This is a genomic window from Brevundimonas sp. UBA7838 (assembly GCF_002500885.1).
Classification (GTDB): domain Bacteria; phylum Pseudomonadota; class Alphaproteobacteria; order Caulobacterales; family Caulobacteraceae; genus Brevundimonas; species Brevundimonas vesicularis_C.
Map to the genome: position 1 here is coordinate 91,530 of NZ_DLTK01000127.1, position 21,784 is coordinate 113,313.

General features: G+C 65.7%; 24 protein-coding genes and 3 tRNA genes. 22 read left to right on the forward strand and 5 right to left on the reverse strand.

Annotation, left to right across the window (positions count from 1 at the left end):
* Positions 1 to 9 precede the first annotated feature (9 nt).
* The 13 genes from murA to B3T77_RS12660 all read left to right on the forward strand — a co-directional run bounded on the left by murA (position 10) and on the right by B3T77_RS12660 (position 8,392).
* On the forward strand, positions 10 to 1,299 hold the full coding sequence (gene murA / locus B3T77_RS12600) for a UDP-N-acetylglucosamine 1-carboxyvinyltransferase (RefSeq protein WP_292079992.1): 1,290 nt from the start codon (positions 10 to 12) through the stop codon (positions 1,297 to 1,299).
* Positions 1,289 to 1,774, forward strand: coding sequence for a DUF2948 family protein (locus tag B3T77_RS12605; RefSeq protein WP_066551770.1), 486 nt, complete (start codon positions 1,289 to 1,291; stop codon positions 1,772 to 1,774). The genes murA and B3T77_RS12605 overlap by 11 nt, the downstream gene beginning before the upstream one ends.
* The gene (locus tag B3T77_RS12610) at positions 1,771 to 2,238 is read left to right on the forward strand and encodes a UPF0262 family protein (protein WP_017505201.1); all 468 of its coding nucleotides are present in this window, start codon (positions 1,771 to 1,773) and stop codon (positions 2,236 to 2,238) included. The genes B3T77_RS12605 and B3T77_RS12610 overlap by 4 nt, the downstream gene beginning before the upstream one ends.
* 103 nt (positions 2,239 to 2,341) lie before the next feature.
* Entirely contained in the window at positions 2,342 to 2,560 is a 219-nt protein-coding gene (gene infA / locus B3T77_RS12615; protein WP_008261544.1) for a translation initiation factor IF-1, read from the forward strand.
* Entirely contained in the window at positions 2,561 to 3,142 is a 582-nt protein-coding gene (locus B3T77_RS12620) for a Maf family protein (RefSeq protein ID WP_165116325.1), read from the forward strand. It begins immediately after the preceding gene.
* Positions 3,139 to 4,173, forward strand: a complete 1,035-nt coding sequence (locus B3T77_RS12625; RefSeq protein ID WP_292079996.1) for a ribonuclease E/G — start codon at positions 3,139 to 3,141, stop codon at positions 4,171 to 4,173. Before B3T77_RS12620 ends, B3T77_RS12625 begins: the two co-directional genes overlap by 4 nt.
* Before the next feature lie 3 nt (positions 4,174 to 4,176).
* A complete protein-coding gene (locus B3T77_RS12630; protein WP_137721478.1) occupies positions 4,177 to 4,377 on the forward strand; it encodes a DNA gyrase inhibitor YacG in 201 nt (66 codons plus the stop codon).
* A 27-nt stretch (positions 4,378 to 4,404) separates the two neighbouring features.
* Positions 4,405 to 4,480, forward strand: a tRNA-Phe gene (locus B3T77_RS12635).
* A 532-nt stretch (positions 4,481 to 5,012) separates the two neighbouring features.
* A complete protein-coding gene (locus B3T77_RS12640; RefSeq protein WP_017505197.1) occupies positions 5,013 to 5,894 on the forward strand; it encodes a MotA/TolQ/ExbB proton channel family protein in 882 nt (293 codons plus the stop codon).
* 5 nt (positions 5,895 to 5,899) lie between these two features.
* Positions 5,900 to 6,334: an ExbD/TolR family protein gene (locus tag B3T77_RS12645; protein WP_017505196.1), complete on the forward strand. Its 435-nt coding sequence runs from the start codon at positions 5,900 to 5,902 to the stop codon at positions 6,332 to 6,334.
* Between the two features lie 14 nt (positions 6,335 to 6,348).
* Positions 6,349 to 7,068 (forward strand): energy transducer TonB, encoded by a 720-nt coding sequence (locus B3T77_RS12650; RefSeq protein WP_017505195.1) that lies wholly within the window; start codon positions 6,349 to 6,351, stop codon positions 7,066 to 7,068.
* 150 nt (positions 7,069 to 7,218) lie between these two features.
* Positions 7,219 to 7,295 (forward strand) — tRNA-His (locus B3T77_RS12655).
* 110 nt (positions 7,296 to 7,405) lie between these two features.
* Positions 7,406 to 8,392: an aldo/keto reductase gene (locus tag B3T77_RS12660; protein ID WP_292080005.1), complete on the forward strand. Its 987-nt coding sequence runs from the start codon at positions 7,406 to 7,408 to the stop codon at positions 8,390 to 8,392.
* A 73-nt stretch (positions 8,393 to 8,465) separates the two neighbouring features.
* Here the strand turns inward: B3T77_RS12660 and B3T77_RS12665 are convergent, their stop codons facing one another.
* A complete protein-coding gene (locus B3T77_RS12665; protein ID WP_091747281.1) occupies positions 8,466 to 8,888 on the reverse strand; it encodes a DUF2147 domain-containing protein in 423 nt (140 codons plus the stop codon).
* A 116-nt stretch (positions 8,889 to 9,004) separates the two neighbouring features.
* Positions 9,005 to 11,344: an NAD-dependent DNA ligase LigA gene (ligA, locus tag B3T77_RS12670; protein WP_292080007.1), complete on the reverse strand. Its 2,340-nt coding sequence runs from the start codon at positions 11,342 to 11,344 to the stop codon at positions 9,005 to 9,007.
* 120 nt (positions 11,345 to 11,464) lie between these two features.
* Here ligA and B3T77_RS12675 point away from each other — a divergent pair, with 120 nt between their 5' ends.
* From B3T77_RS12675 to B3T77_RS12685, 3 genes are all read left to right on the forward strand, one after another.
* Positions 11,465 to 12,418 carry a M28 family peptidase gene (locus B3T77_RS12675; RefSeq protein ID WP_292080009.1) on the forward strand — a complete coding sequence of 318 codons (954 nt, stop codon included), beginning with the start codon at positions 11,465 to 11,467 and terminating at the stop codon, positions 12,416 to 12,418.
* A complete protein-coding gene (locus tag B3T77_RS12680) occupies positions 12,415 to 12,912 on the forward strand; it encodes a hypothetical protein (protein WP_292080010.1) in 498 nt (165 codons plus the stop codon). The genes B3T77_RS12675 and B3T77_RS12680 overlap by 4 nt, the downstream gene beginning before the upstream one ends.
* Before the next feature lie 172 nt (positions 12,913 to 13,084).
* Positions 13,085 to 13,654, forward strand: coding sequence for a sugar transferase (locus tag B3T77_RS12685; RefSeq protein WP_292080013.1), 570 nt, complete (start codon positions 13,085 to 13,087; stop codon positions 13,652 to 13,654).
* On the opposite strand, the gene rpiA is transcribed toward B3T77_RS12685, so the two are convergent.
* Positions 13,651 to 14,334, reverse strand: coding sequence for a ribose-5-phosphate isomerase RpiA (rpiA, locus tag B3T77_RS12690; protein WP_292080014.1), 684 nt, complete (start codon positions 14,332 to 14,334; stop codon positions 13,651 to 13,653). The genes B3T77_RS12685 and rpiA overlap by 4 nt on opposite strands.
* Entirely contained in the window at positions 14,331 to 15,683 is a 1,353-nt protein-coding gene (glmU, locus tag B3T77_RS12695) for a bifunctional UDP-N-acetylglucosamine diphosphorylase/glucosamine-1-phosphate N-acetyltransferase GlmU (protein ID WP_292080017.1), read from the reverse strand. Before glmU ends, rpiA begins: the two co-directional genes overlap by 4 nt.
* 64 nt (positions 15,684 to 15,747) lie before the next feature.
* On the opposite strand from glmU, the gene B3T77_RS12700 reads away from it, so the two are divergent.
* The 3 genes from B3T77_RS12700 (at position 15,748) to B3T77_RS12710 (ending at position 17,982) form a co-directional block, all read left to right on the forward strand.
* A complete protein-coding gene (locus B3T77_RS12700) occupies positions 15,748 to 16,461 on the forward strand; it encodes an HAD-IA family hydrolase (protein WP_292080018.1) in 714 nt (237 codons plus the stop codon).
* Positions 16,462 to 16,561: 100 nt separating this feature from the next.
* A complete protein-coding gene (locus B3T77_RS12705) occupies positions 16,562 to 17,851 on the forward strand; it encodes a dicarboxylate/amino acid:cation symporter (protein WP_292080020.1) in 1,290 nt (429 codons plus the stop codon).
* Positions 17,852 to 17,907: 56 nt separating this feature from the next.
* Positions 17,908 to 17,982 (forward strand) — tRNA-Val (locus B3T77_RS12710).
* Here the strand turns inward: B3T77_RS12710 and B3T77_RS12715 are convergent.
* Positions 17,939 to 18,934: an ROK family protein gene (locus B3T77_RS12715; protein WP_292080040.1), complete on the reverse strand. Its 996-nt coding sequence runs from the start codon at positions 18,932 to 18,934 to the stop codon at positions 17,939 to 17,941. The two genes, B3T77_RS12710 and B3T77_RS12715, sit on opposite strands and share 44 nt — an antisense overlap.
* 243 nt (positions 18,935 to 19,177) lie before the next feature.
* Here B3T77_RS12715 and B3T77_RS12720 point away from each other — a divergent pair, with 243 nt between their 5' ends.
* The 3 genes from B3T77_RS12720 (at position 19,178) to B3T77_RS12730 (ending at position 21,421) form a co-directional block, all read left to right on the forward strand.
* On the forward strand, positions 19,178 to 19,318 hold the full coding sequence (locus B3T77_RS12720; protein ID WP_165116349.1) for a hypothetical protein: 141 nt from the start codon (positions 19,178 to 19,180) through the stop codon (positions 19,316 to 19,318).
* 66 nt (positions 19,319 to 19,384) lie between these two features.
* Positions 19,385 to 20,755 carry a class II 3-deoxy-7-phosphoheptulonate synthase gene (locus tag B3T77_RS12725; RefSeq protein WP_153925671.1) on the forward strand — a complete coding sequence of 457 codons (1,371 nt, stop codon included), beginning with the start codon at positions 19,385 to 19,387 and terminating at the stop codon, positions 20,753 to 20,755.
* 90 nt (positions 20,756 to 20,845) lie between these two features.
* On the forward strand, positions 20,846 to 21,421 hold the full coding sequence (locus B3T77_RS12730) for a prephenate dehydratase domain-containing protein (RefSeq protein ID WP_292080024.1): 576 nt from the start codon (positions 20,846 to 20,848) through the stop codon (positions 21,419 to 21,421).
* Positions 21,422 to 21,784 lie beyond the last annotated feature (363 nt).

Genomic DNA, 21,784 nt, shown 5'->3' on the forward strand with positions numbered 1-21,784 from the left:
AAGGACGTCATGGACAGCATCGCCATTCAGGGCGGCGCCCAGCTTTTCGGGGACATTCCCGTCAGCGGCGCCAAGAACTCCGCCATCAAGCTGATGGCCGCCTCGATCCTGACGGATCAGCCCTTGTTGCTGACCAATATGCCGCGCCTGGCCGACACCCGGTTCCTGGGTCAGTTGCTGCGCCAGTTCGGCATCGAAGTGACCGAGCGGGACGGGGCGGACGGGCAGGAGAGCCTGTTTCACGCCAAGGATCTGACCTCGACCTTTGCCCCCTACGATCTGGTGCGCCAGATGCGGGCCTCGTTCAATGTGCTGGGGCCTTTGCTGGCGCGCACCGGCGAGGCCAAGGTCTCGCTGCCCGGCGGCTGCACCATCGGCGCGCGTCCGGTCGATCTTCACCTGCAGGCGCTGACGGCGCTGGGCGCCGAGATCGAACTGGACGAGGGCTATGTCACCGCCCGCGCGCCCAAGGGCCTGAAGGGCGCCGAGATCGAGTTTCCCTTCGTTTCGGTCGGCGCCACCGAACACGCGCTTCTGGCCGCCGTACTGGCTGAAGGCACGACCGTCTTGCGTCGTGCGGCGCGCGAACCCGAGATCGGCGATCTGGCCTACTGTCTGACGGCCATGGGCGCCAGGATCGAGGGAATCGACACCGACGTCCTGACCATCACCGGCGTCTCGTCGCTGAACGGGACGACCTGGTCGGTGATTCCCGACCGAATCGAGATGGGCTCCTACGCGGTCGCCGCCGCCATGGCCGGCGGCGAGGTGCGCCTGACCAAGGCGCGGGCCGAATTGATTGGTTCGCTGACCGACAAGATGGTCGAGGCGGGCGTTGAGGTGTCGCCGACCGCCGACGGCGTGCTTATCAAGCGCGACCCGAAGCAGCGACTGAAGGCTGTGGATGTCGAGACGGCCATCTATCCGGGCTTCGCCACCGATCTTCAGGCCCAGTTCATGGCGCTGATGACGACGGCGGAGGGCGTCAGCACGGTTCGCGAGACGATCTTCGAAAACCGCTTCATGCATGTGCCGGAGTTGGCGCGACTGGGCGCCGACATTTCGGTTCATGCCGGAGAGGCGCACGTCACCGGTGTCGAGGTTCTGCACGGCGCCCAGGTGATGGCGACGGATCTCCGGGCCTCGATGTGCCTGGTCATCGCGGGCCTTGTCGCGGAGGGCGAAACGACGGTCGGACGGGTCTATCATCTGGATCGCGGTTTCGAGCGTTTGGAAGAAAAGCTCGGCGCGTGCGGAGCCGACATCCGCCGCATAAAGGGAACAGGTGATGAGCACTGAGATCGACGGCGTCATCCCCGAAGCCAAGGCGCCGGTCGAACCGCTGCGTCTGCTGGCCGAGGACGCCGACGATCTTCAGATCATCTCCGCCGCGCTTCAGGACGCGATCCTGCGCCCCGTCGACATCGTCTGGGAAAAGGCCGCCCGAACCCTGACCATCGCCTTCAGCCGCTTCTGCTGGGAGTGCGGCGGGACGCGCGTGATGTGCGCCATGCAGTTCGGCGACGTTCTGGCGGTCAAGAGCCGTCGGCTGTCGCGCAGTCCCGACGCCTCGCTCGAACTGCTCGCGCTCGACTTCATTCCGACCGAGGACCTGAGCGGGCGCGTCATCCTGATGTTCGCCGGCGGCGGTGATCTGCGAATCGACGTGGAATGTCTGGACGCCGTGGTCACGGACATTTCCGACCGCTGGCCCGCACGGATCGCGCCGACCCATCTGGACACGCCCGAACTGGACGAAGGGACTGCGGCATGAGCGCCGATCATAAGCTGGCCTCGGTCGAACTGGACGCCGCGACCCTGCCGGCGGCGACGGCCGAGATCGAGCACGAGCGTCGCGTCGCCATCTTTGATCTGGTCGAGAAGAACAGCTTTGAGCCTGTCGGCGCCGAGGGCGGACCCTACAGGCTGAAGCTGTCGCTTCAGGACAATCGTCTGGTGTTCGACATCGACGGCGAGAACTTCACGCGCACCTACGCCATCAGCCTGACGCCGCTGAAGGGCGTGATCAAAGACTATCTGATGATCTGCGACAGCTACTATGAGGCTCTGCGCGGATCCTCGGCCAGCCAGATCGAATCGGTCGACATGGGCCGGCGCGGCCTTCACAACGAAGGGGCCGAGCAGCTGAAGACGCGGTTGGACGGCAAGATCGTGGTCGATCACGAGACGTCGCGGCGCCTGTTTACGTTGCTCTGCGCCCTCTACCGTCGCGGCTGACCTCGACTATCTCTGTGTTTTCGGGCATTAGGCCCGTCCATTCCGCCCCTCGCGCCCGCCCGGCGTGGGGTCGAACGCATATTCAACGGGCGTGAGAGGCCGCATGGCTAAGGAAGAACTGCTCGAGTTTCCCGGCACCGTCAGCGAACTGCTGCCGAACGCCACCTTCCGCGTGACGCTCGAGAACGACCACGAGATCATCGCCCACACCGCCGGCAAGATGCGCAAGAACCGCATCCGCGTCCTGGCCGGCGACAAGGTGCTGGTCGAAATGACCCCCTACGACCTGACCAAGGGTCGCATCACCTATCGCTTCAAGTAAGTGGCTGCGGGTCGCCCCGAACTGGTGCTGGCTTCGGCCAGCCCGCGCCGCATCGAACTGCTGGCGCAGGTCGGGATCACGCCCGACCATATCGATCCCGCCGACATCGACGAAACGCCTCTGAAGGGCGAGACTTCGCCGCGCCTGGCCGAACGGCTCGCTACCTCGAAAGCCCAGGTCGTCGCAGAACGCCGTCCCGACGCGGTCGTCATCGCCGCCGACACGGTGGTCGCTGTCGGGCGTCGTTTTCTGGAAAAGGCGGCGGACGAGGCCGAGGCGACACGTTTTCTGAAACTGCTGTCCGGCCGCAATCACCGCGTCTTCACCGGCGTCGCCGTCTGGCGCGACGGAAAGATATCGTCCCGCGTCAACGAAACCCGCGTGACCTTCAAACCCTTGTCCGACCATGAGATCGCCGCCTACGTCGCCACGGGCGACTGGCGCGGCAAGGCCGGGGGCTATGGCATCCAGGGCCCGGCGGCCGCCTTCATCCAGCGCATTGTCGGCAGCCATCCGTCCGTGATGGGCCTGCCCGTCTATGAGGCCGTCCAGCTCTTGCACGGCGTCGGCTGGCGTTCATGAGCGGCGCAGTCGAGGTCTTCCTCGACGAGACGCCTGGTGAGACGCGTGGCGCGATCATGCGCGACGGCCGCTATACTCATCTTCTGATCCACCGCGAGGATGATGCGGCGCAGACCCGGCTCGGCGCCCGCTCGGTGGGGCGTGTCATCGAGGTGAACCCCGGCTTGCGCGGAGCCTTCGTCGATATCGCCGCACCGGCCGCCGCCTTTCTGCCCTTCCCGAGAAACGACCGAATTACTCAAGGCCAACGGCTGGAAGTCGTCGTCACCGCCGAACCTCGTGCCGGGAAAGGGGCGGTGGTTCGCCGTCTGGGGGCGGGGGAGGGGACGCCTCGCCTGATCCAGCCCGCACCCAGCATCGCCGAACAGTTGCGCGACCTCGCGCCCGGCGCGGAATCAGTCACCGGCATCGCCGCCATCGACGCCGTGGTCGAGGCGGAGGAGGAGGCTCTGGTTCAATCGATCGTTTTCGCCTCGCACGGGATCAATCTCGCCGTAGAGCGCACCCGCGCCCTGGTGGCTGTGGACATCGACTTCGCGGCGACGCCCGGTCGTGATCCGAACCAGGCAAGGGCGGCTGCGAATCGCGAGGGGTTGAAGCAGGCGGCGCGGCTGATCGGCCTGCGGAACTGGGGTGGCCTGGTCGTCATCGACATGGTCGGGGACGGTCAGGACGCCGAGGCGCAGTCCAAGGTCGCGCGGGCCGCGTTCAGCCACGAACACCAGGCCGTCTTCGGACCCGTCAGTCGATTCGGCCTGTTGCAGATGTCGCTTCCCTGGCGTCGCACGCCGATCGAGGAGATTCTGCTCGACGCTGGCCGACGCCCCTCGGTCCAGACGCGGGCCATATCTGTCGTACGCGCTTTGCGGCGACAGCTTCTGGCCGATACCTTATCGCCACGCATCACCGCGCGTTGCGCGCCCGAAGAAGCCCTGATCGCCGATCCACTGGCGTCCTATCTGGGACCGCGAGCGGTGATCCAGGCCGATGCCGCGATCCCGCCGGGACGCGGACGAATAGAAGAGGGTTGAGCCGTGGCTTCCTGTCCTATCTGCCGCAAGGCCGACGCCGATCCCAAGTACAAGCCCTTCTGCTCACGCCGCTGTTCCGACGTCGATCTTCAGCGCTGGTTCACCGGCGCCTATGCCATTCCGGTCGCCCTGGACGAGGGTGCGCAAGATGATGACGAAAAGGACGGATTGGGCGCTGGACAGGCGGAAAAGCCTCCCCTATAGAGCCGCCTCTCGCGACGCCGCGTCGGCGCCTGGATAGCTCAGCTGGTAGAGCAGCGGATTGAAAATCCGCGTGTCGGTGGTTCGAACCCGCCTCCAGGCACCATCTTTTCTTACACCGTGAAAATCGATTGTTTCGGGCGCATGATACTGCGCTGCGGCCTTTGCGCCGCCCTTGGTTTAAGCCGGCTTGCAGCGATCAGCCCTACAATTCGCCATATCGGGAAATGATCGCGCTCAGGATGGCCGTTTTGAACAAACTTGCTTCATCTGACGCCAGATCATCATCAAAATGTCGCGCCGCTGCACTCTAATGCGCCGGTTGGTGGAACTTTTCTCCATGTCTCTCGACGGGTTAAAAGCCCCTCTTGTCCCTTGACGCTCCGGTAAGGGTTCGTCAAAGGGTTGAGGCGCCTTCGCAAGAAGACGTTAATGCGGATCGCCGGAGACGTGTCTCCGAAGGTTCGACCAGCGGAGACGAGGCGGGCGACCGGTTCGATCTCCACCGAAGATTTCAGCGGGCTCTGATCCTCGAAAGGACGGGCGCGTTGAAGGAAACATTTCAGGTTGGGGGGCGGTCGCTGACTATGGCCGCACCTTTGGTTCCACGAGTCAGACCAAGCAGGAACTGGCGAATTATGCTGAACAGCAAAAAGACGAATATCCTTCTCGCCATGGCCGGCGCCGCCGCGCTGATGGCGAGCTCGCCGGTCCTGGCCCAGGCCCCGGCCGAGCCCACCCCGGCCGCCTCGACTGCGGCTCCCGCAGCCGCCGCTCCCGCTGCCGGCGAAGCTGATCCCGCAACGGTGAACGACGCCGTCGGCGGCGGTCACGGCGACATCACCCCGATCTCCATGTTCATGGAAGCCACGGTCGTCGTTAAGGTCGTGATGGCCGGCCTGCTGCTGGCCTCGATCCTGTCGTGGACCCTGCTGCTCATCAAGCTGTTCGAGTTCGGCGCTCTGAACCGTAAGACCGACAACTTCCTCGAGAACTTCCGCGGCGCCCGCACCATCGCTGACATGCGCGCTGTCTCGACTCAGGAAGAGTTCGACGGCAACCCGCTGGCCGACATGGCCGCCGCCGCCACCGAGGAAATCGAACTGTCGCGTCAATCGGGTCTGTCGGTCACCGGCGATCACCTCGACTCGGCCATGGCCCGCGCTCAGTCGGCTGTCGCCGCCGTGCAATCCGGTCTGGCCCTGCGCCTGTCGGGCGGCCAGCAGTTCCTGGCGTCGGTCGGCTCGATCGGTCCGTTCGTCGGTCTGTTCGGCACCGTTTACGGCATCATGAACTCCTTCATCGGTATCGCCCAGTCGAACACGACCAACCTGGCCGTCGTGGCTCCGGGTATCGCTGAGGCTCTGCTAGCCACCGGTATCGGTCTGTTCGCCGCTATCCCGGCCGTTGTGTTCTACAACTACTTCAACACCCGCATCGCTGCTTACGGCACGCGCGCCGACGGCTTCGCCGCTGAGCTGCTGAACGGCATCTCACGTCAGCTCGACAAGGGGGCGTAAGACGGATGGCCGCCAAGATTAAATCGGGCGGCGCTGGCAACCTGCCTCAGGCCAACAGTGATATCAACGTTACGCCTTTCGTTGATATCATGCTGGTTCTGCTCATCATCTTCATGGTGGCGGCTCCGCTAGCCTCCGTGTCGGTGCCTGTTGAGTTGCCAATCGCCGTCGCCAAGGCGGCCCCGAACCCGCCCAAGCCGGTCTATATTTCGATCCAGAATGACGGCGACGTCTATGTGGGCGATTTCCGGACCGACGTCGGAGCCCTGGGTGAAGATCTGAAAAAACAGATCGGATCCCGGAACCCGGCCGATGAGCGGATCTTCATTCGGGGCGACCAGAACACCCGTTACGGCGACTTTATGCAGGTCATGAATGCGCTGCAGGATAACGGCTTCTATAGCGTTGCGCTGGTCGGCGAAGACCAGGCGACGAGTTAGGATGCGGAGATAGTATGACAGACGTCGAATATCATCGCAGTCGCTACGACGTACCCAAGAAGAAGGGCTTCATGGGGGTGTCCTACCCCGTGCTGATCGTCTGCCTGATGGTGGTCAGCATCTTGTTTGCGTTGCTGATCTTCTTTGTTCAGCAGTCCAAGTTCAAGCTGAAGGAGTTCAACTACGTCGACGAGTCCGTCGAGGTCGAGTTGGTCGAGCCGGTTCCGCCGCCTCCGCCGCCTCCGCCCCCGCCGCCTCCGCCGACGGATACGCCTCCGCCGCCGAAGCTTCAGGTGCGCGTGCCGGCTCCGGTCCCGAACATCGTTCCCCCTCCGCCGGTCAACATCACGCCGACGAAGAAGGAAGATCGGGTTGAGTACACGGGTCCGCCCGTCAATATTCCTGGACCTCCGCCTCCGCCCGCACCCCCGGCTCCGCCGCGTCCGTCGACGATCACGAACGTTCAGTGGTCGCGCCAACCGCGCCCGACAGCTGATGACTTCCCGGCGCGTGCGCTGGAGCGTGAAATCAGCGGTTCGGCTACAGTCGAGTGCACGGCGCGCTCCAACGGATCTCCGGCGAACTGCCGCGTGGTGTCCGAAGAGCCTGCCGGAATGGGCTTCGGCCGCGCCGCCATTCGGGTGGTTCAGCGTGGACAACTGTCTCCGCGGACCGTCGATGGCGCCGCTCAAGACGCGACCTTCCGCGTCCGGGTGCCCTTCACCCTCGGGTGATCGTCACGGCAACAGACAAGACGCCTCGGAGACCAATCTCCGGGGCGTTTTTGTTTGGGCTGTCACCTGCGAAATCTCCTGACGAAATATGAGGAAGGCGCTTGATCGCCTGCCGCAGGCCCGGTAGAGAACGCGCCTCGCGATGAGCGGGCCGCCTTAGCTCAGTTGGTTAGAGCGCCGGTTTGTGGAACCGGAGGTCCTCAGTTCAAGCCTGAGAGGCGGTACCATCGCAAAGCACGGCCGGGCTTGCAGCCCGCCGTCGCCGCGACCATCTCCTGATCGTCGGCCATCCTATCTGTTTTTAGGCCGATCCCCACATCGACAGGAGAAGGCCCCCATGAAGACGCGCAAGCTGGGTGCGAACGGCCCCGAGGTTTCGGCCATTGGCCTAGGCTGCATGGGCATGAGCGCCTTCTATGGCGGCTCCGACGAGGCTCAGTCCATCTCCGTCATCCATCGCGCGCTCGATCTGGGAATCACCCTGTTCGACACCGCCGAAATGTACGGCCCTCATACGAACGAGGTGCTGGTCGGCAAGGCGCTGAAGGACCGGCGCGACCAGGCCTTCATCGCCACCAAATTCGGCATCAACTACAATGCCGACCGCACCAGGCTGATGACCGACGGCAGCCCGGCCAACGTTCGTCACGCCATCGAAGGCAGCCTGCGACGCCTCGGCGTCGATCACGTCGATCTCTACTATCTGCACCGCGTCGATCCGGACACGCCGATCGAGGACACGGTCGGGGCGATGGCGGAACTGGTCAAGGAGGGCAAGGTCCGCTACTTGGGTCTGTCCGAGGCCGCGCCCGACACCCTGCGCAAGGCGCATGCGACCCATCCGATCACGGCCCTGCAAACGGAATATTCGCTGTGGAGCCGCGAGCCCGAAGACGAACTGTTCGCAGTCGTGCGCGAACTGGGCATCGGTTTCGTGCCCTACAGCCCGCTGGGCCGCGGTTTCCTGTCGGGCGACATCAAATCGATTGATGACCTGGATGCAGACGACTTCCGCCGCACCAATCCGCGCTTCATGGGTGAGAACTTCCAGAAGAACCTGGATCTGGTTGACGCCGTGAAGGTCATTGCGTCGGACAAGGGCATAACCGCCGCTCAATTGGCGCTGGCCTGGGTGCTGTCGCAGGGCGAGGATCTGATCCCGATCCCGGGCACGCGCCGTATGGCGACCCTGGAGCAGAATGCGGCGGCCGTGGACGTCGTGCTGACGCCTGAGGATCTCGCACGGATCGAGGCCGTCTTCCCGAAGGGCGCAGCGACAGGGCACCGCTACGCCGAGGCGGCGCGGGCGGCGCTGAACCGTTAATCTAAGGCAGACATGAAAAAGGCCCGGTCGGATCGCTCCGGCCGGGCCTTTCATATGTGGGGCGTCCCTGAGCCTACTGGATGCGGGTCCAGGTCTGGGTCTTGCAGAGCGGAGCCACGATGCATCCGCGCAGACGCAGGCTGTTGTCGTTCGTCATGGTGATGGTGCCGCGATAGGTGCCGCCGTCGGCCGGGTTATAGACCGAGCCGTTGCGCCATTCCGTCGGACCGCCGGTGAAGCCCGTAAGCATGGGCAGATTGCGCAAGGTGCGGTTCCGCAGCGAGGCGTCGCGATTGTTGGCATCGCGCGCATTCGCGTCCCGGCGAATGTGGTCCGAGGTCACCAGCGTGCCGCACAGCGCTTGGCCGCAGCGCGCGATCCGCACCTGACCGCCATTCGTCGGCGTCTGCCACAGGCCGGTCGGGTCGCCCGCCAGGGCCGGAGAGGCGAGGGCGCCCGCCAGGGCCGCCGCGGCCAGCATGATCTTGATCTTCATAGTCGTTCCCTTTCGTCGGGTCGGTCGCGCCGCCCGTTGAAGCGGACGTTGATCGCGGTTTCGGTTGAAAACAAGGCCAAAACCCCAGCGATCACCAACGAAAACCGACCCTTAGGTCAACTTCGGCCGCCGATCAGGGCCAGCCATTCGTCCTCGGTCAGCACCTGGACGCCATGTTTTTCGGCGTCCCTGAGCTTGGAGCCGGCTCCAGGGCCGGCGACGAGATAGTCGGTCTTTTTCGACACCGAACCCGAGACCTTGGCGCCCAGGCTTTCAGCGCGGGCCTTGGCCTCGTCGCGGGTGAAGCGCTCCAGGGCGCCGGTGAAGACGACGGTCTTGCCGGCGACCGCCGTGTCGGACTTGGGGCGTTCGGCGTCGAGGATCTGGGTCAGTTCGGCTTCCAGAGCCTCCACGACCCTTAGATTGTGCGGCTCGTGGAAGAAGTGGGCCAAGGCCTCCGCCGCGACGGGGCCGACCCCGGTGACGCCCGCGATCTGGTTCAGGATTTCGGACGGGCCGTCCTCGCGCGCGACTCGGGCCAGTTCGACCAGGCCGGACCAGTCCTGAACCATCGTCGCCAAAGACCGGCGGGCAGGGGCGGCCATGCCGGGAAAGGCCTGGCTGATCTTCATGTCCATCGTCGCCTCGGGCCAGGGATCGACGGCGGGGGGCGCGGTCTCGGCCATCAGGGTCAGGACGCGGGGCGATATGGCGTGGGCGGCGGACAGTCCGGTCCAGGCTTCGGACGGCACGCCCGAGGCGGCCTGGAGGCAGGCGGCCTTCAGCGCGGGCCAGCTCTCGAAAGCGCGGGCCAGCACGATGGAGGTCTGTTCGCCGATGTCGCGGATTCCCAGACCGAACAGGAACCGGTCCAGCGAGATGACGCGGCGGGCGTCGATGCCGGCGACCAGGTTGCGGATGCTGGTCTCGCCATAACCGTCGTCGCGCTCCAGCTCCTTCAGCCGCGCCTCGTCGCGCGCCAGTCTGAAGATGTCGGCCGGCTCCTTGATCCAGCCGCGCGCATGGAAGGCGACCAACTGCTTTTCGCCCAATCCCTCTATGTCGAAGGCGCGGCGGCCGACGAAATGCTTCAGCCGTTCGACGATCTGGGCGTCGCAGATCAGGCCGCCGGTGCAGCGGCGCTTGACCTCGTCGCCCTCGCGCACGGCTTCCGAGCCGCAGACGGGGCAGTGTTCAGGGAAGGTATAGGGGACGGCGTCGGCCGGACGTAACTCCGGGACCACGCCCAAGATCTGGGGGATGACGTCGCCGGCGCGCTGCAGGCGGACCGTGTCGCCGATGCGGACATCCAGACGTTCGATCTCGTCTTCATTGTGCAGGGTGGCGTTGCGGACCACGACGCCGCCGACGGTGACGGGGTGGAGCCGGGCGACGGGGGTCAGGGAGCCGGTGCGGCCGACCTGGATGTCGATCCCCTCAAGCACAGTGGTCGCCTGCTGCGCCGGGAATTTGTGGGCGATGGCCCAGCGGGGGCTGCGGGCGACGAAGCCCAGGCGGCGTTGCCAGTCGATGCGATCCACCTTGTAGACCACGCCGTCGATGTCATAGCCCAGGGTCGCGCGGTCGCGTTCCAGTTCGCGATAGACGGCAATCAGCCCCTCCGCCCCCTCGACCCGGCGCGAGCGGGCGTTGACGGGGAAGCCCCAGGCCTTGAGCTTTTGCAGGGCCTCCCACTGGGTCTCGGCGAAGTCGCTGGAGTGTTCGCCCCAGGCGTAGGCGAAGAAGTTCAGCGGACGTTTGGCGGTGATCCGGGCGTCCTTCTGGCGAAGGGAGCCGGCGGCGAAGTTGCGGGGGTTGGCGTAGGTGCGGCGGCCTTCCGCTTCGGCGGCGGCGTTGAAGGCGGCAAAGGCGTCGTTTGGCGCATAGACCTCGCCCCGGATCTCGATCCGGTCGGGCCAGTCGTCGCCGGCCAGGATCTGCTGCACATCCGCGATGGTGTTCAGATTGGCTGTGACGTCCTCGCCCGCGCGGCCGTCGCCGCGCGTGGCGCCGATCTTCAGCTTGCCGTCGACATAAAGAAGGTTGGCGGACAGGCCGTCGATCTTGGGCTCGGCGACGAAGGCGATGGGTTCGTCGGCCGGCAGTTTTAGAAAACGGGCGATCCGGGCCACGAAGTCGCGCACCTCGCCCTCGTCGAAGGCGTTGTCTAGCGACAGCATGGGCACGCCGTGGCGCACCTCGGCGAACTGGGTTGAGGCGGCGGCGCCGACCTTGTTCGACGGCGAGTCAGAGCGGACCAAATCGGGGAAGGCGGTTTCGATCGCCAGGTTGCGCGCACGCAGGGCGTCGTAGTCGGCGTCGGAAATCTCGGGCGTCGCCTCGTTGTACAGCGCGTCGTGTCGGGCCATTTCGGCGGCCAGCCAGGCCAGGGCCTCGGCGGCCGTCTCGGCGGTGAGGTCTTCGACGGGGACTTCGAGAGGAATCGCGTTGGCCATGGCCGTCGTCATATCATCTGACGCGCCGCCCGTGCATCGCGCAAAGCCGATGATGACAGAACCGTAGGCTGACGCGCTGTCCGCTCTTCGCTAGGTTCGCGCGTCCCTATCGGAGCCTGTATGACTCGTTCGACCCTCTGCCTTTGCGTCGCCGGCGCCCTAATCGTCAGCGGTTGCGCCGCCGTTCCCGCGACGGCGCCGATTGCGCCGAGCGCCGTCGCGACCGGTACGAGCCAACTGCTGGAGGACGTGCGCATCCTGTCGGCCGACGACATGCAGGGCCGCGACACGGGCTCAGAAGGCGGCGAGCGCGCGCGCGCCTACATCGTCTCGCGATTGGAGGCCATGGGCGTTCACCCGCCGCCGTTCGGGCGTTTGCAGCGGTTCGAGACACCGGGCCGCACGCGCGAGGGCGTGAAGACCTTCAGCGGCGTCAACATCGTCGGCCTGATCCCCGGAACCCGCGTCGCCGACCGCTATATCGTTGTGACGGCCCACTACGACCATGTCGGCGTCAATGACGGTCAGATCTTCCACGGCGCGGACGACAACGCCTCGGGCGTGGCGACGATGCTGGAGCTGGCGGCCAGGCTGAAGGCCCAGCCGCCGGAACACAGCGTGTTGATCGTTGCGCTGGACGGAGAGGAGCGGGGGCTGCTGGGCGCTCGCGAGTTCGTCAAGGCGCCGCCGGTGCCCCTCTCGTCACTCAGCCTGAACCTGAATTTCGACATGACGGCGCGGGCGGAAACGGATGGCCATCTGTGGGTCACCGGGACCTATCAGCACCCCAATCTGCGCCTCGTGCTTGAGGGCGTGGCGCCGAACGGGGGCGTGTCCTTCGCCTTTGGCAAGGACACCCCGCAGGATACGGGCGAGAACAACTGGGTCGACGCCTCCGATCATGGCGCCTTCCACGAGGCGGGCGTCCCCTTCCTGTACATGGGCGTCGATTATCATCCCGATTATCATCGACCGAGCGACACCTTCGACCGGATCACGCCGTCGGTCTTCACCAGCGCGACCGAAATCGCCATCGCCGGGTTCCGCGCTTTGGACCAGGCGCTTGATCGATGAAGTCCTCATGGGTGGTCGTAGCGGTCGCCGGCTTTTTGAGCCTGGCGGCATGCGAGCGGCGCGACGCTGCGACACCGACTTCGACGCCGGAACCGACGTTCCAGCATCGTCTGAGCGGCGATATCTCGGGCGACTATCGTCCGACAGGTGAGGGAGCGATACAGGCCGTGGCTTCGCTGTTCATCGGACAGGATGAGGCCTTCGCCGCCTGGGAAGCCGGCTCCCAAGCTTCCCCGCCGCTGATCCTGTCGCTGACCGGGCCGCAAGGCGAGGCAAGGATTCTGCCAGACGCCTATGTCGTCACCGACGATCGGATCCAAATGCGCGGCTCCGCGCCCGGCTTGGGCCCGGTGGAGTTGTCGGCGCGGATTGATCAGGGCGCATTGGCGACGGCGCGCAGGAATCTTGGTGATCAGACGCCTGTCGTTACCGGGACGGTTTCGGTCTACGGTCGTCCCACGCCTTTCACGCTGAGTTGGTGGGGCGGAGACTGATCTGAGCAATCTGTGTTGGCGACGCGCCAAGATTGCCAACCGCGCAATCCCAAGTCATGGTGACGCTTGGGGGCGCTGAATGTCGATATCGGAATTGGCCGGGTGCGATGTGACGTCGACACGCGGCGTCGGTGCGTCTCGGCGCCGTGTTCGTCTCGACCCGACCCGCGCCATGGATCTCGTCTTCGCCCTGATGGGCCTGCTTCTGACCTGGCCGCTCTTCGTTTTCATTGCCCTGGGCGTCAGGGCGCAGGACGGAGGGTCCGCGATCTTTCGCCAGCAGCGGATCGGGCGCGACGGCCGACTATTCGACTGTCTCAAGTTTCGCTCCATGAGGATGGGTGCTGACCAAGCCTTGCCGTCAGCCTCTGACCCGGAATGGCAGGCCATGCGAAAGCTGACACACGATCCGCGCGTCACGTCGTTGGGCCGCCTGTTGCGACGGTTCAGCCTGGATGAACTGCCGCAACTGATCAATGTGTTGAGGGGCGAGATGTCGCTGGTCGGTCCCCGACCGATCGTGATCGATGAGGCTGCACGATATGGCCGGCGACTGGCCGACTACTGCGCGGTCCGGCCGGGGCTGACGGGGCTGTGGCAGGTCTCGGGCCGAAACGCCGTGCCCTATCCGCGCCGTGTCGCGATGGATGTCTGGCTGGTCAGAAACCGCACCGTCGGCGTCTATCTGGCGATCCTGGCGCGCACGATCCCGGCGGTGCTGAGCCGCCGGGGCGTGTCCTAGGGAAGACGCTCCTCAAAGCCCTCGTCAGTGCCGATGATGGCGAGGTCAGCGAGATCCAGGAACAGGCCGTGCTCCACCACGCCGGTGATCAGTTTCAGATCGTCGGCCAAGCGCACGGGATCGTGGATCGCCTTGCAGCCCGCGTCATAGATCAGATTGCCGCCGTCTGTGCGGACCAGGCCGCGATCCGCCTGCCGCACGCGCGCCGGCTGGTTGATGTCGTGGTCGATCAGCACATCGGCGATGCGGTTGGCTGTCGTCTTGTGACCGAAGGCGACGACCTCGATCGGCAGGGGGAAGGTTCCCAGCAAAGGCACCACCTTGGCCGCGTCGGCGATGACGATGCAGCGGGCCGAAGCCTCCCACACCAGCTTCTCGCGCAGCAGGGCCGCACCGCCCCCCTTGATCAGCGCCAGGCCTGGCCCGATCTCGTCGGCGCCGTCCACGGTCAGGTCGATGCGCGGCGTGTCCTCCAGCGTCGACAACGTCAGCCCGAGTTCGCGCGCGAGATCTGCAGTCTTCTCCGATGTCGGCACGCAGCGCAGGTCGGGCAGGTTGCGCGCCGCCAGCGCCTTGACGAAACAGGCGGCCGTCGAGCCGGTGCCAAGGCCGACGATCATGCCCGCCTCGACGTGGGCGGCGGCGGCCTGGCCGGCGTTCTTCTTCTGGAGGTCGCTCATTTGGATTTCGCAGCCTTTTTCGCCTTGGCTTCGACACGGAAAGCCGCGGCCGCTTCGGGTTTGACAGTCTGGCGCGCGCGGCCGAAGGCCATGGCCTCGGCGGGCACGTCCTCGGTGATGACGGAGCCGGAGGCGATCAGGGCGCCGTCGCCGATCACCACCGGGGCCACCAGGCTGGAGTTCGATCCGACGAAGGCGCCGGCGCCGACCTGGGTCTGCGCCTTGTTGAAGCCGTCGTAGTTGCAGAAGATCGTCCCTGCGCCGACGTTGGCGCCGGCGCCGACCGACCCGTCGCCCAAATAGGCCAGGTGATTGGCCTTGGCGCCTTCGGCCATCTTCACGTTCTTGACCTCGACGAAGTTGCCGACCTTGACCCCGGTCGCCAGGTCCGCGCCGGGACGCAGGCGCGCGTAAGGACCGACCTCGGCGCCGACCGCGACCCGCGCGCCCTCGATATGGCTGAAGCTGCGAATGCGCGCGCCGCCCTCGATGACCGCACCAGGGCCGAAGACCACGAAGGGTTCGACGACGGTCCCGCCGCCGATCTGGGTGTCCCAGGCGAAATGGACGGTTTCGGGCGCCGCCATCGTCACGCCGGCCGCCAGGAAGGTGTCGCGTTGCACGGTCTGGAACAGGGCCTCGGCCTGAGCCAGTTCGGCCTGGGAGTTGACGCCCATCACCGCGTCCTCTGCGGCGAAGACGGCGCGGGTCGGGTGGCCGCCCTTCCGCGCCAGAGCGACGACATCCGTCAGATAGTATTCGCCCTTGGCGTTTTCGTTCTTCACCTCGGCCAGCAGCGAGAAAAGCAAGGCCGCGGGCGCGGCCATGACGCCGGAGTTGCAGGCGGTGATGGCGAGAACGTCTGGCGACGCCTCCTTGGCCTCGGTGATGGCGGTCAGGGTGTCGCCTTCAACGATCAGACGGCCGTAGGCGCCCGGATCGCGAGCCTCGAACCCGATGACGGTGACGCCGTCGGCATTGAAGACGGGCTCGATGTCGGCGGCCTTTAGCAACGGCACGTCGCCATAGGTGACGACCACCTCGCCGTCGAAGCCGGCCAGCGCCTGTTCGGCGGCGCGCACGGCGTGGCCGGTGCCCAGCGGCGGGTCCTGGACCGCAATGGCGGCCTCGCCCAGCCGTTTGACCACATGGGCCCGGACGTCCGGCGAGTGATTGCCGACCACGACGACGATGCGTTCGCACCCCAGGCCTTCCGCCGCATCGATGGCGTGGTCCAGCATGGCGCGGTGGGCGACGGGGTGCAGCACCTTGGGCAGAGGCGACTTCATCCGCGTGCCCTGGCCGGCGGCGAGAATGATGGCGGCGCGGGCGCGCGTCTGGCTGGTCATGAATCGTCTCGCAGTCTAGTCGTCCTGTGATCTAGCCCATCATGCGGGCCAGCGGGAGATGTGGATGAGCGATCGCGACCTGGAAGGCTGGACTATCGCCTTCGACCTGGATGGCACGCTGGTCGATTCCGCCCCGGACCTGATCGGCACGCTGAACCGGATGCTGGTCGAGGAGGGGCTGCCGCCCGTGCCAATGGAGTCCGCCTCGACCCTGATCGGATCGGGCGCGCGGGCGCTGCTGGTGCACGGCTTCGAAGCCGCCGGCGCGCCGGTCGAGCGGGCCAAGTCGGACGAACTGTTCGAGCGGTTCCTGGTCGATTACGCCGCCCATATCGCCGACGGCTCGCAGCCCTTCGAGGGTGTGGTCGAGACGCTGGAGCGGCTCAGCGAGCGGGGCGCAGTTCTGGTCGTGGCCACCAACAAGCGTTCGGACCTGTCTGAGCTGTTGTTGGGCAAGCTGGACCTGACCCGACATTTCGCCGCCATCGTCGGCCCGGATCGGGTCAGCGCGCGCAAGCCCTCGGGCGCCCATCTGAAGGAGGCTGTTGTGATCGCGGGCGGCGATCCCGAACGAGCCATCATGGTGGGAGACGCCGCGCCAGACGCGGATGCCGCCAAGGACGCCGGCATGCCCTGCATTCTGACGACCTTCGGCTTTACGCCGACGCCCGTCGAAGATCTGGACGGGGACGTGCTGATCGAAATTTTCGAAGACGTCGAAGAGGCGATCGACGGCATCCTCTCCGACTTCTACGTGAGGCGGGCGTTGAAATTCTGAAGCCAGCCGACAGGAAATCTGTCGGCTGAATGATCGCTGCTGCGGTTGCGGATCGGCATGGCGATGGACAGATTGGCGCACCCCTGTTGAAAGTGCCGTCATGCTCGCTCGCTTTTTCAAGATTCCGCTATGGCAGCGGACCGCCGCCGGCTTCATCCTCGGCATCATCGCCGGGCTGATCCTGCGAGAGCGGGCCGAAACCTGGCTTCAGCCGATCGGCGACGTCTATCTGAACCTGATCCGCATGGTGGTGGCGCCGCTGGTGCTGTTCACCATCGCCAGCTCCATCGCCAAGCTGGGGGAAGGGGCGGGGGCCGTGCGGCTGGGGGTGCGGACCATCCTCTGGTTCGCCGTCACGTCGCTGCTGGCGGTGCTGGTCGGTTTCGCCTTCGGTCACATCATCAATCCCGGCGTCGGCCTGTCCAACCTGCCGCTGGGCGAGGTCAAGGAACGGGTGATCCCGACGCCGCTGGAAGTCTTGATCGGCGTCGTGCCGACCAATCCGTTCGCCGCCCTGGCCGAAGGCAAGGTGCTTCAGATCATCTTCTTCTCGGCCCTGGTCGGCATGGCCCTGGTGGCGCTGGGCGACCGAGCGCAGGGCGTTCGGCGTCTGGTGGATGAGGGCGCGGCCATCATTTTCCGCATCACCCGCTGGGTGATCCAGCTGACGCCTATCGGCGTGTTCGGCCTGATCGGATCGGTGGTCGGCGGCTACGGCTGGGAGGCGCTGCTGCCCCTGGTGAAGTTCATCCTGGCCATCTACGCCGCCTGCCTGTTCCACATCCTGATCGTCTATTCGGGCCTGCTGAAGGTTCACGGGCTGAAGGTGACCAGCTTCTTCCGCGGCGCCTTCGCGGCCCAGCAGACCGCATTTGCGACCTCATCCTCGCTGGGGACGTTGCCGATCACCCTTCGCCAGACTGTCGAACGTTTGGGCGTGCCCCAGGCCTACGCCGCCTTCGCCGTGCCCTTGGGCGCCAATGTTAAGATGGACGGGTGCGGGGCCATCTATCCGGCCATCGCCTCGATCTTCATCGCCCAGTATTTCAAGATCGATCTGACGCTGACGCAGTACATCCTGATCGGCCTGACGGCGGTGCTGGGGTCGCTGGGGACCGCAGGCGTGCCGGGGACCAGCATCGTCATGCTGACCCTGACCCTGTCGACCGCCGGCCTGCCGCTGGAAGGCATCGGCTATATCGTCGCCATCGACCGGATCATCGACATGATGCGCACCGCGACCAACGTCACCGGACAGATGCTGGTGCCGGTGCTGGTCGCCAAGGAAGAGGGCATCCTGAACCAGGACATCTACAACGGTCACGTCGCCTGGCTGCCGGGCGACCCGGAAGCCGATACGCCCGAAGGCGTTCGCGCCGCCGGAATCTGAAACAGGCGCTTGCGCGGGGCCGGCGACCGGGCTATGTCGCCGCCTCCGCAAGGCAAGGACGCGTAGCTCAGCGGGAGAGCACCTCGTTCACACCGAGGGGGTCACAGGTTCAATCCCTGTCGCGTCCACCATCTCCAATCCAATTTGATCCTGGCCTTGCGTCGCCCAGTCCTTGGGCCACTCGCCCGTGACGGAACGGTAGGCGAGTGCCAATGCGCCGATCAGTCCGGCGGACACGCCCGCGGTCGGTGCCGCGATATAGGTCTTCATATCCAGACCCCGCAGGCTCGCGTCATAGCCGCCAAGCTGTCTCACCAGAGCCTGTCTGACCAGATCGTACATGTGCGGCTGCATTACGCCGCCGCCGATGATGATTCGCTCCGGCCGCAGCGTGTAGGTCAGGTTGGTGCATAGACCGGCGATATACTCCGCCGCCATCGTCCAGGCCGGATGATCGTGAGAAAACGTCTCGGCCGCCGCGCCCCAGCGCGCTTGCAGCGCCGGCCCGCTCGCCAGGCCTTCCAGGCAGTCGCCGTGGAAGGGACAGACGCCCGAGAAGGTCTCGTCGCCCTTGGTGCGGGGCAGCCGGCTATGACCGGCTTCGGGATGGTTCGCACCGCCATGCGGCGCGCCCCCGATCATCACCCCAACCCCCACGCCCGTGCCGACCGTGACGTAGCAGAAGCTCTCCAGTCCTTGCCCGCTGCCGAAGAGGCGTTCGCCCACGGCCGCGCCGTTCACATCGGTGTCCAGCGTCGTTGGAACATCGAGGAAACGGCCCAGACGGGCCAACAGGTTGACGCCGCTCCAGCCGGGCTTGGGCGTACTGGTGATGGCGCCGAAATCCGGCGCGTCGGGCTTCAACGACAAAGGGCCGAAACTGACGATCGCCAGTGCAGAAAGCCGGCCGTGCCTCGACTGGGCGTCGACGAAGAAGGCCGCGACCGCATCCAGCGTCTCGTCGGGCGACGTCGTGGGTATACGGATCTGGTCGATGATCACGCCGTCGGCGGCGGCGACGCCGCAGATGAACTTGGTGCCGCCGGCTTCGACACCGCCAAAGAGGATGGGTTGGGTCGACATGGGCGCCTGCCTGCTGGGTGCGACGAAGGTTCGCGGGACTGAACATCGAATGGGGCCAAGCGTTCAAAGCCCATGACCCTTCTAGCCCGCCTGTTCATCGCCTTCGACGCCGCCGCCAAGATTCTGACGCGCAAGGAGAGGCTGCTGTGAGCCGCTTTTGCATGGTGCTGGATTTGGCGATTGCGTCCGGCCCCATGCATCGCCACCTTCACCGCAAGATCAAGATTTGAGACGAGGACGCCGATGGCTCGCAAACCCAACTACAGCTTTGAGCGTCAGGAACGTGAGCGCGCCGCAGCGCTGAAGGCGGCCGAGAAGGCGGCGGCGAAGGCCGAACGCAAGGCTGAAGCTGCGGCGGAAAAGTCGCCTTCTTCGGAAGACTGACATTTCGCGGCAAAATCCTCCTGGCTTTTCGTTGTTTGAATAGGCGCGAAGTCCTATTCTTGCGCGATGACACGCTGGACCCCCGAAAGCTGGAGAACCAAGACCGCCCTGCATATGCCGGCGGACTATCCGGATCCCGCCGCCCTCGCTCGGGTGGAAGACGAGTTGCGCGCCTTGCCGCCGCTGGTCTTCGCCGGCGAAGCGCGGCGCCTGACGTCGAAGCTGGCGCAGGTTGAGCGGGGTGACGCCTTCCTGCTTCAGGGCGGCGACTGCGCCGAGAGCTTCAAGGAGTTCTCGACAGACAATATCCGCGACACCTTCCGCCTGATCCTGCAGATGGCGGTCGTCCTGACGTTCGCTGGGCGCAAACCGGTGGTGAAGGTAGGGCGGATCGCCGGCCAGTTCGCCAAGCCCCGCTCGTCGCCGCTGGAGGAGATCGACGGCGTCGAACTGCCCAGCTATCGCGGCGACATCATCAACGGCATGGGCTTCACGCCAGAGGAGCGCGCGCCCGATCCGCAGCGTCTGATCCGCGCCTATAACCAGTCGGCCTCGACCCTGAACCTGCTGCGCGCCTTCGCCGGCGGCGGCTATGCCGACCTGTACAACATCCATCGCTGGACCCTGGGCTTCGCCGGAGACAACGCCGCCGGCGCCCAGTACCGCGAGCTGGCCGACAAGATCACCGAGGCCCTGGCCTTCATGGAGGCGGTCGGCGTCACGCCCGAGACTCATCCGGACCTCAGCCGGGTCGAGGTCTTCACCAGCCACGAGGCCCTGCTGCTGAACGTCGAAAGCGCCCTGACGCGTCTGGACGGCGGTTCGGGTGAATGGTTCGACACCTCGGCCCACATGCTGTGGATCGGCGAGCGCACGCGTCAGCTGGACGGCGCCCACGTCGAGTTCATGAAGGGGATCAAGAACCCCATCGGCGTGAAGTGCGGGCCGACCATGACCGCCGACGACCTGCTGCCGCTGATCGACGCCCTGAACCCGGACAATGTCTCCGGTCGTCTGACGCTGATCGGACGCTTCGGTCACGACAAGGTGGGCGAGCGCCTGCCCAAGCTGATGCGCGAAGTGAAGGCCTCGGGCCGCAAGGTGATCTGGTCCATCGACCCGATGCACGGCAATACGCTGAAGGCCGGCAACGGCTACAAGACCCGGCCATTCGACCGCATCTTGGGCGAAGTCCGGACCTTCATCGATGTGGCGGAAGCGGAAGGGGTTCACCCCGGCGGCGTCCATCTGGAAATGACCGGCCAGAACGTCACCGAATGCATCGGCGGCGCCCAGGCGGTTACCGAGGATGACTTGTCCAACCGCTATCACACGCACTGCGACCCGCGCCTGAACGCCGACCAGGCGCTGGAGCTGGCCTTCCTGGTCGCGGAGCGGCTGAAGGCCGGGCGGGTGGCGCAGTCGGCGGCGGCCTAGCCGTCGTCAGCGCCCCAAATGCGGGCGGATCCGGTCATGGTGACGCCACCGAAGCAGCGCCAGATCGATCCGAGACCGAGGGAGTGATCGATGCAAGTAACGGCTCCAACTGAGGAAAAGCCCGGCCGGGTCGCTTATCAGGGCGCGCCCGGATCGTTCAGCCATGAGGCCTGTCTGGCCCTGCGTCCGTGGGACGAGGCGGTGGCGTTCGAAACCTTCGCCCAGGCCCTGGATGCGCTGCGCGCCGGCGACTGTGGTTGCGCCCTGATCCCTGTCGAGAACTCGACCATCGGCGTGGTCGAGCCGGCGGCGACGTTGGTCGGTGCGCTTGGCGTTGAGCCGGTCGCCCAGGTCTGGCGGCCGATCCGTCATGCGCTGATGGCGATCGACGGCGCGCGTCTGTCCGATATCCGCACGGTCGAGAGCCACCCCATCGCCCTAGCCCAGTGCAAGGACACGCTGGCCGGCTTGAATGTCGAGGTCATCGAGCATTTCGATACCGCAGGCGCGGCGCGCGATGTGGCGGAAGCGGGCGACCCGACACGGGCGGCCATCGCCCCGGTCGGCGCCGCCGAGGTGTACGGCCTGTCGATCCTGCGCAACGACTTGCAGGATTCCGGCGATAATCAGACGCGTTTTGTCCTGTTGAGCTTGCCTGAGGCTTGACGGCGCACGGTCTTTGCGTCCTTAAGACACCCACGGATCGCAACACGATCCGCATAGACTGGAACCGGACCATGTCCCGCCTGCGCGCTCTTTCTGTTTCTTTCGACCGTTCGCGCGCGGTTTCCGGCCTCTATTTCGGCTACGGCTTTTACGGCTTTCGATACGCCGGCTGAGGCGTCGGGCGCACTTCGTCCCTGACCGTCTCACCGGCGACCGCTCTGGACCAGAGCGGCTGTTCGCCCCTGCACATATCGAAATTCAGAATGCCGAAAGCCCTTTTCCATGCCCCATCCCAACCTTCAGCAAGTCTGGCCTGACATGGCCGACCTGACCCCCGAACAGCAGGCGCTGGCCGCGCTGCGC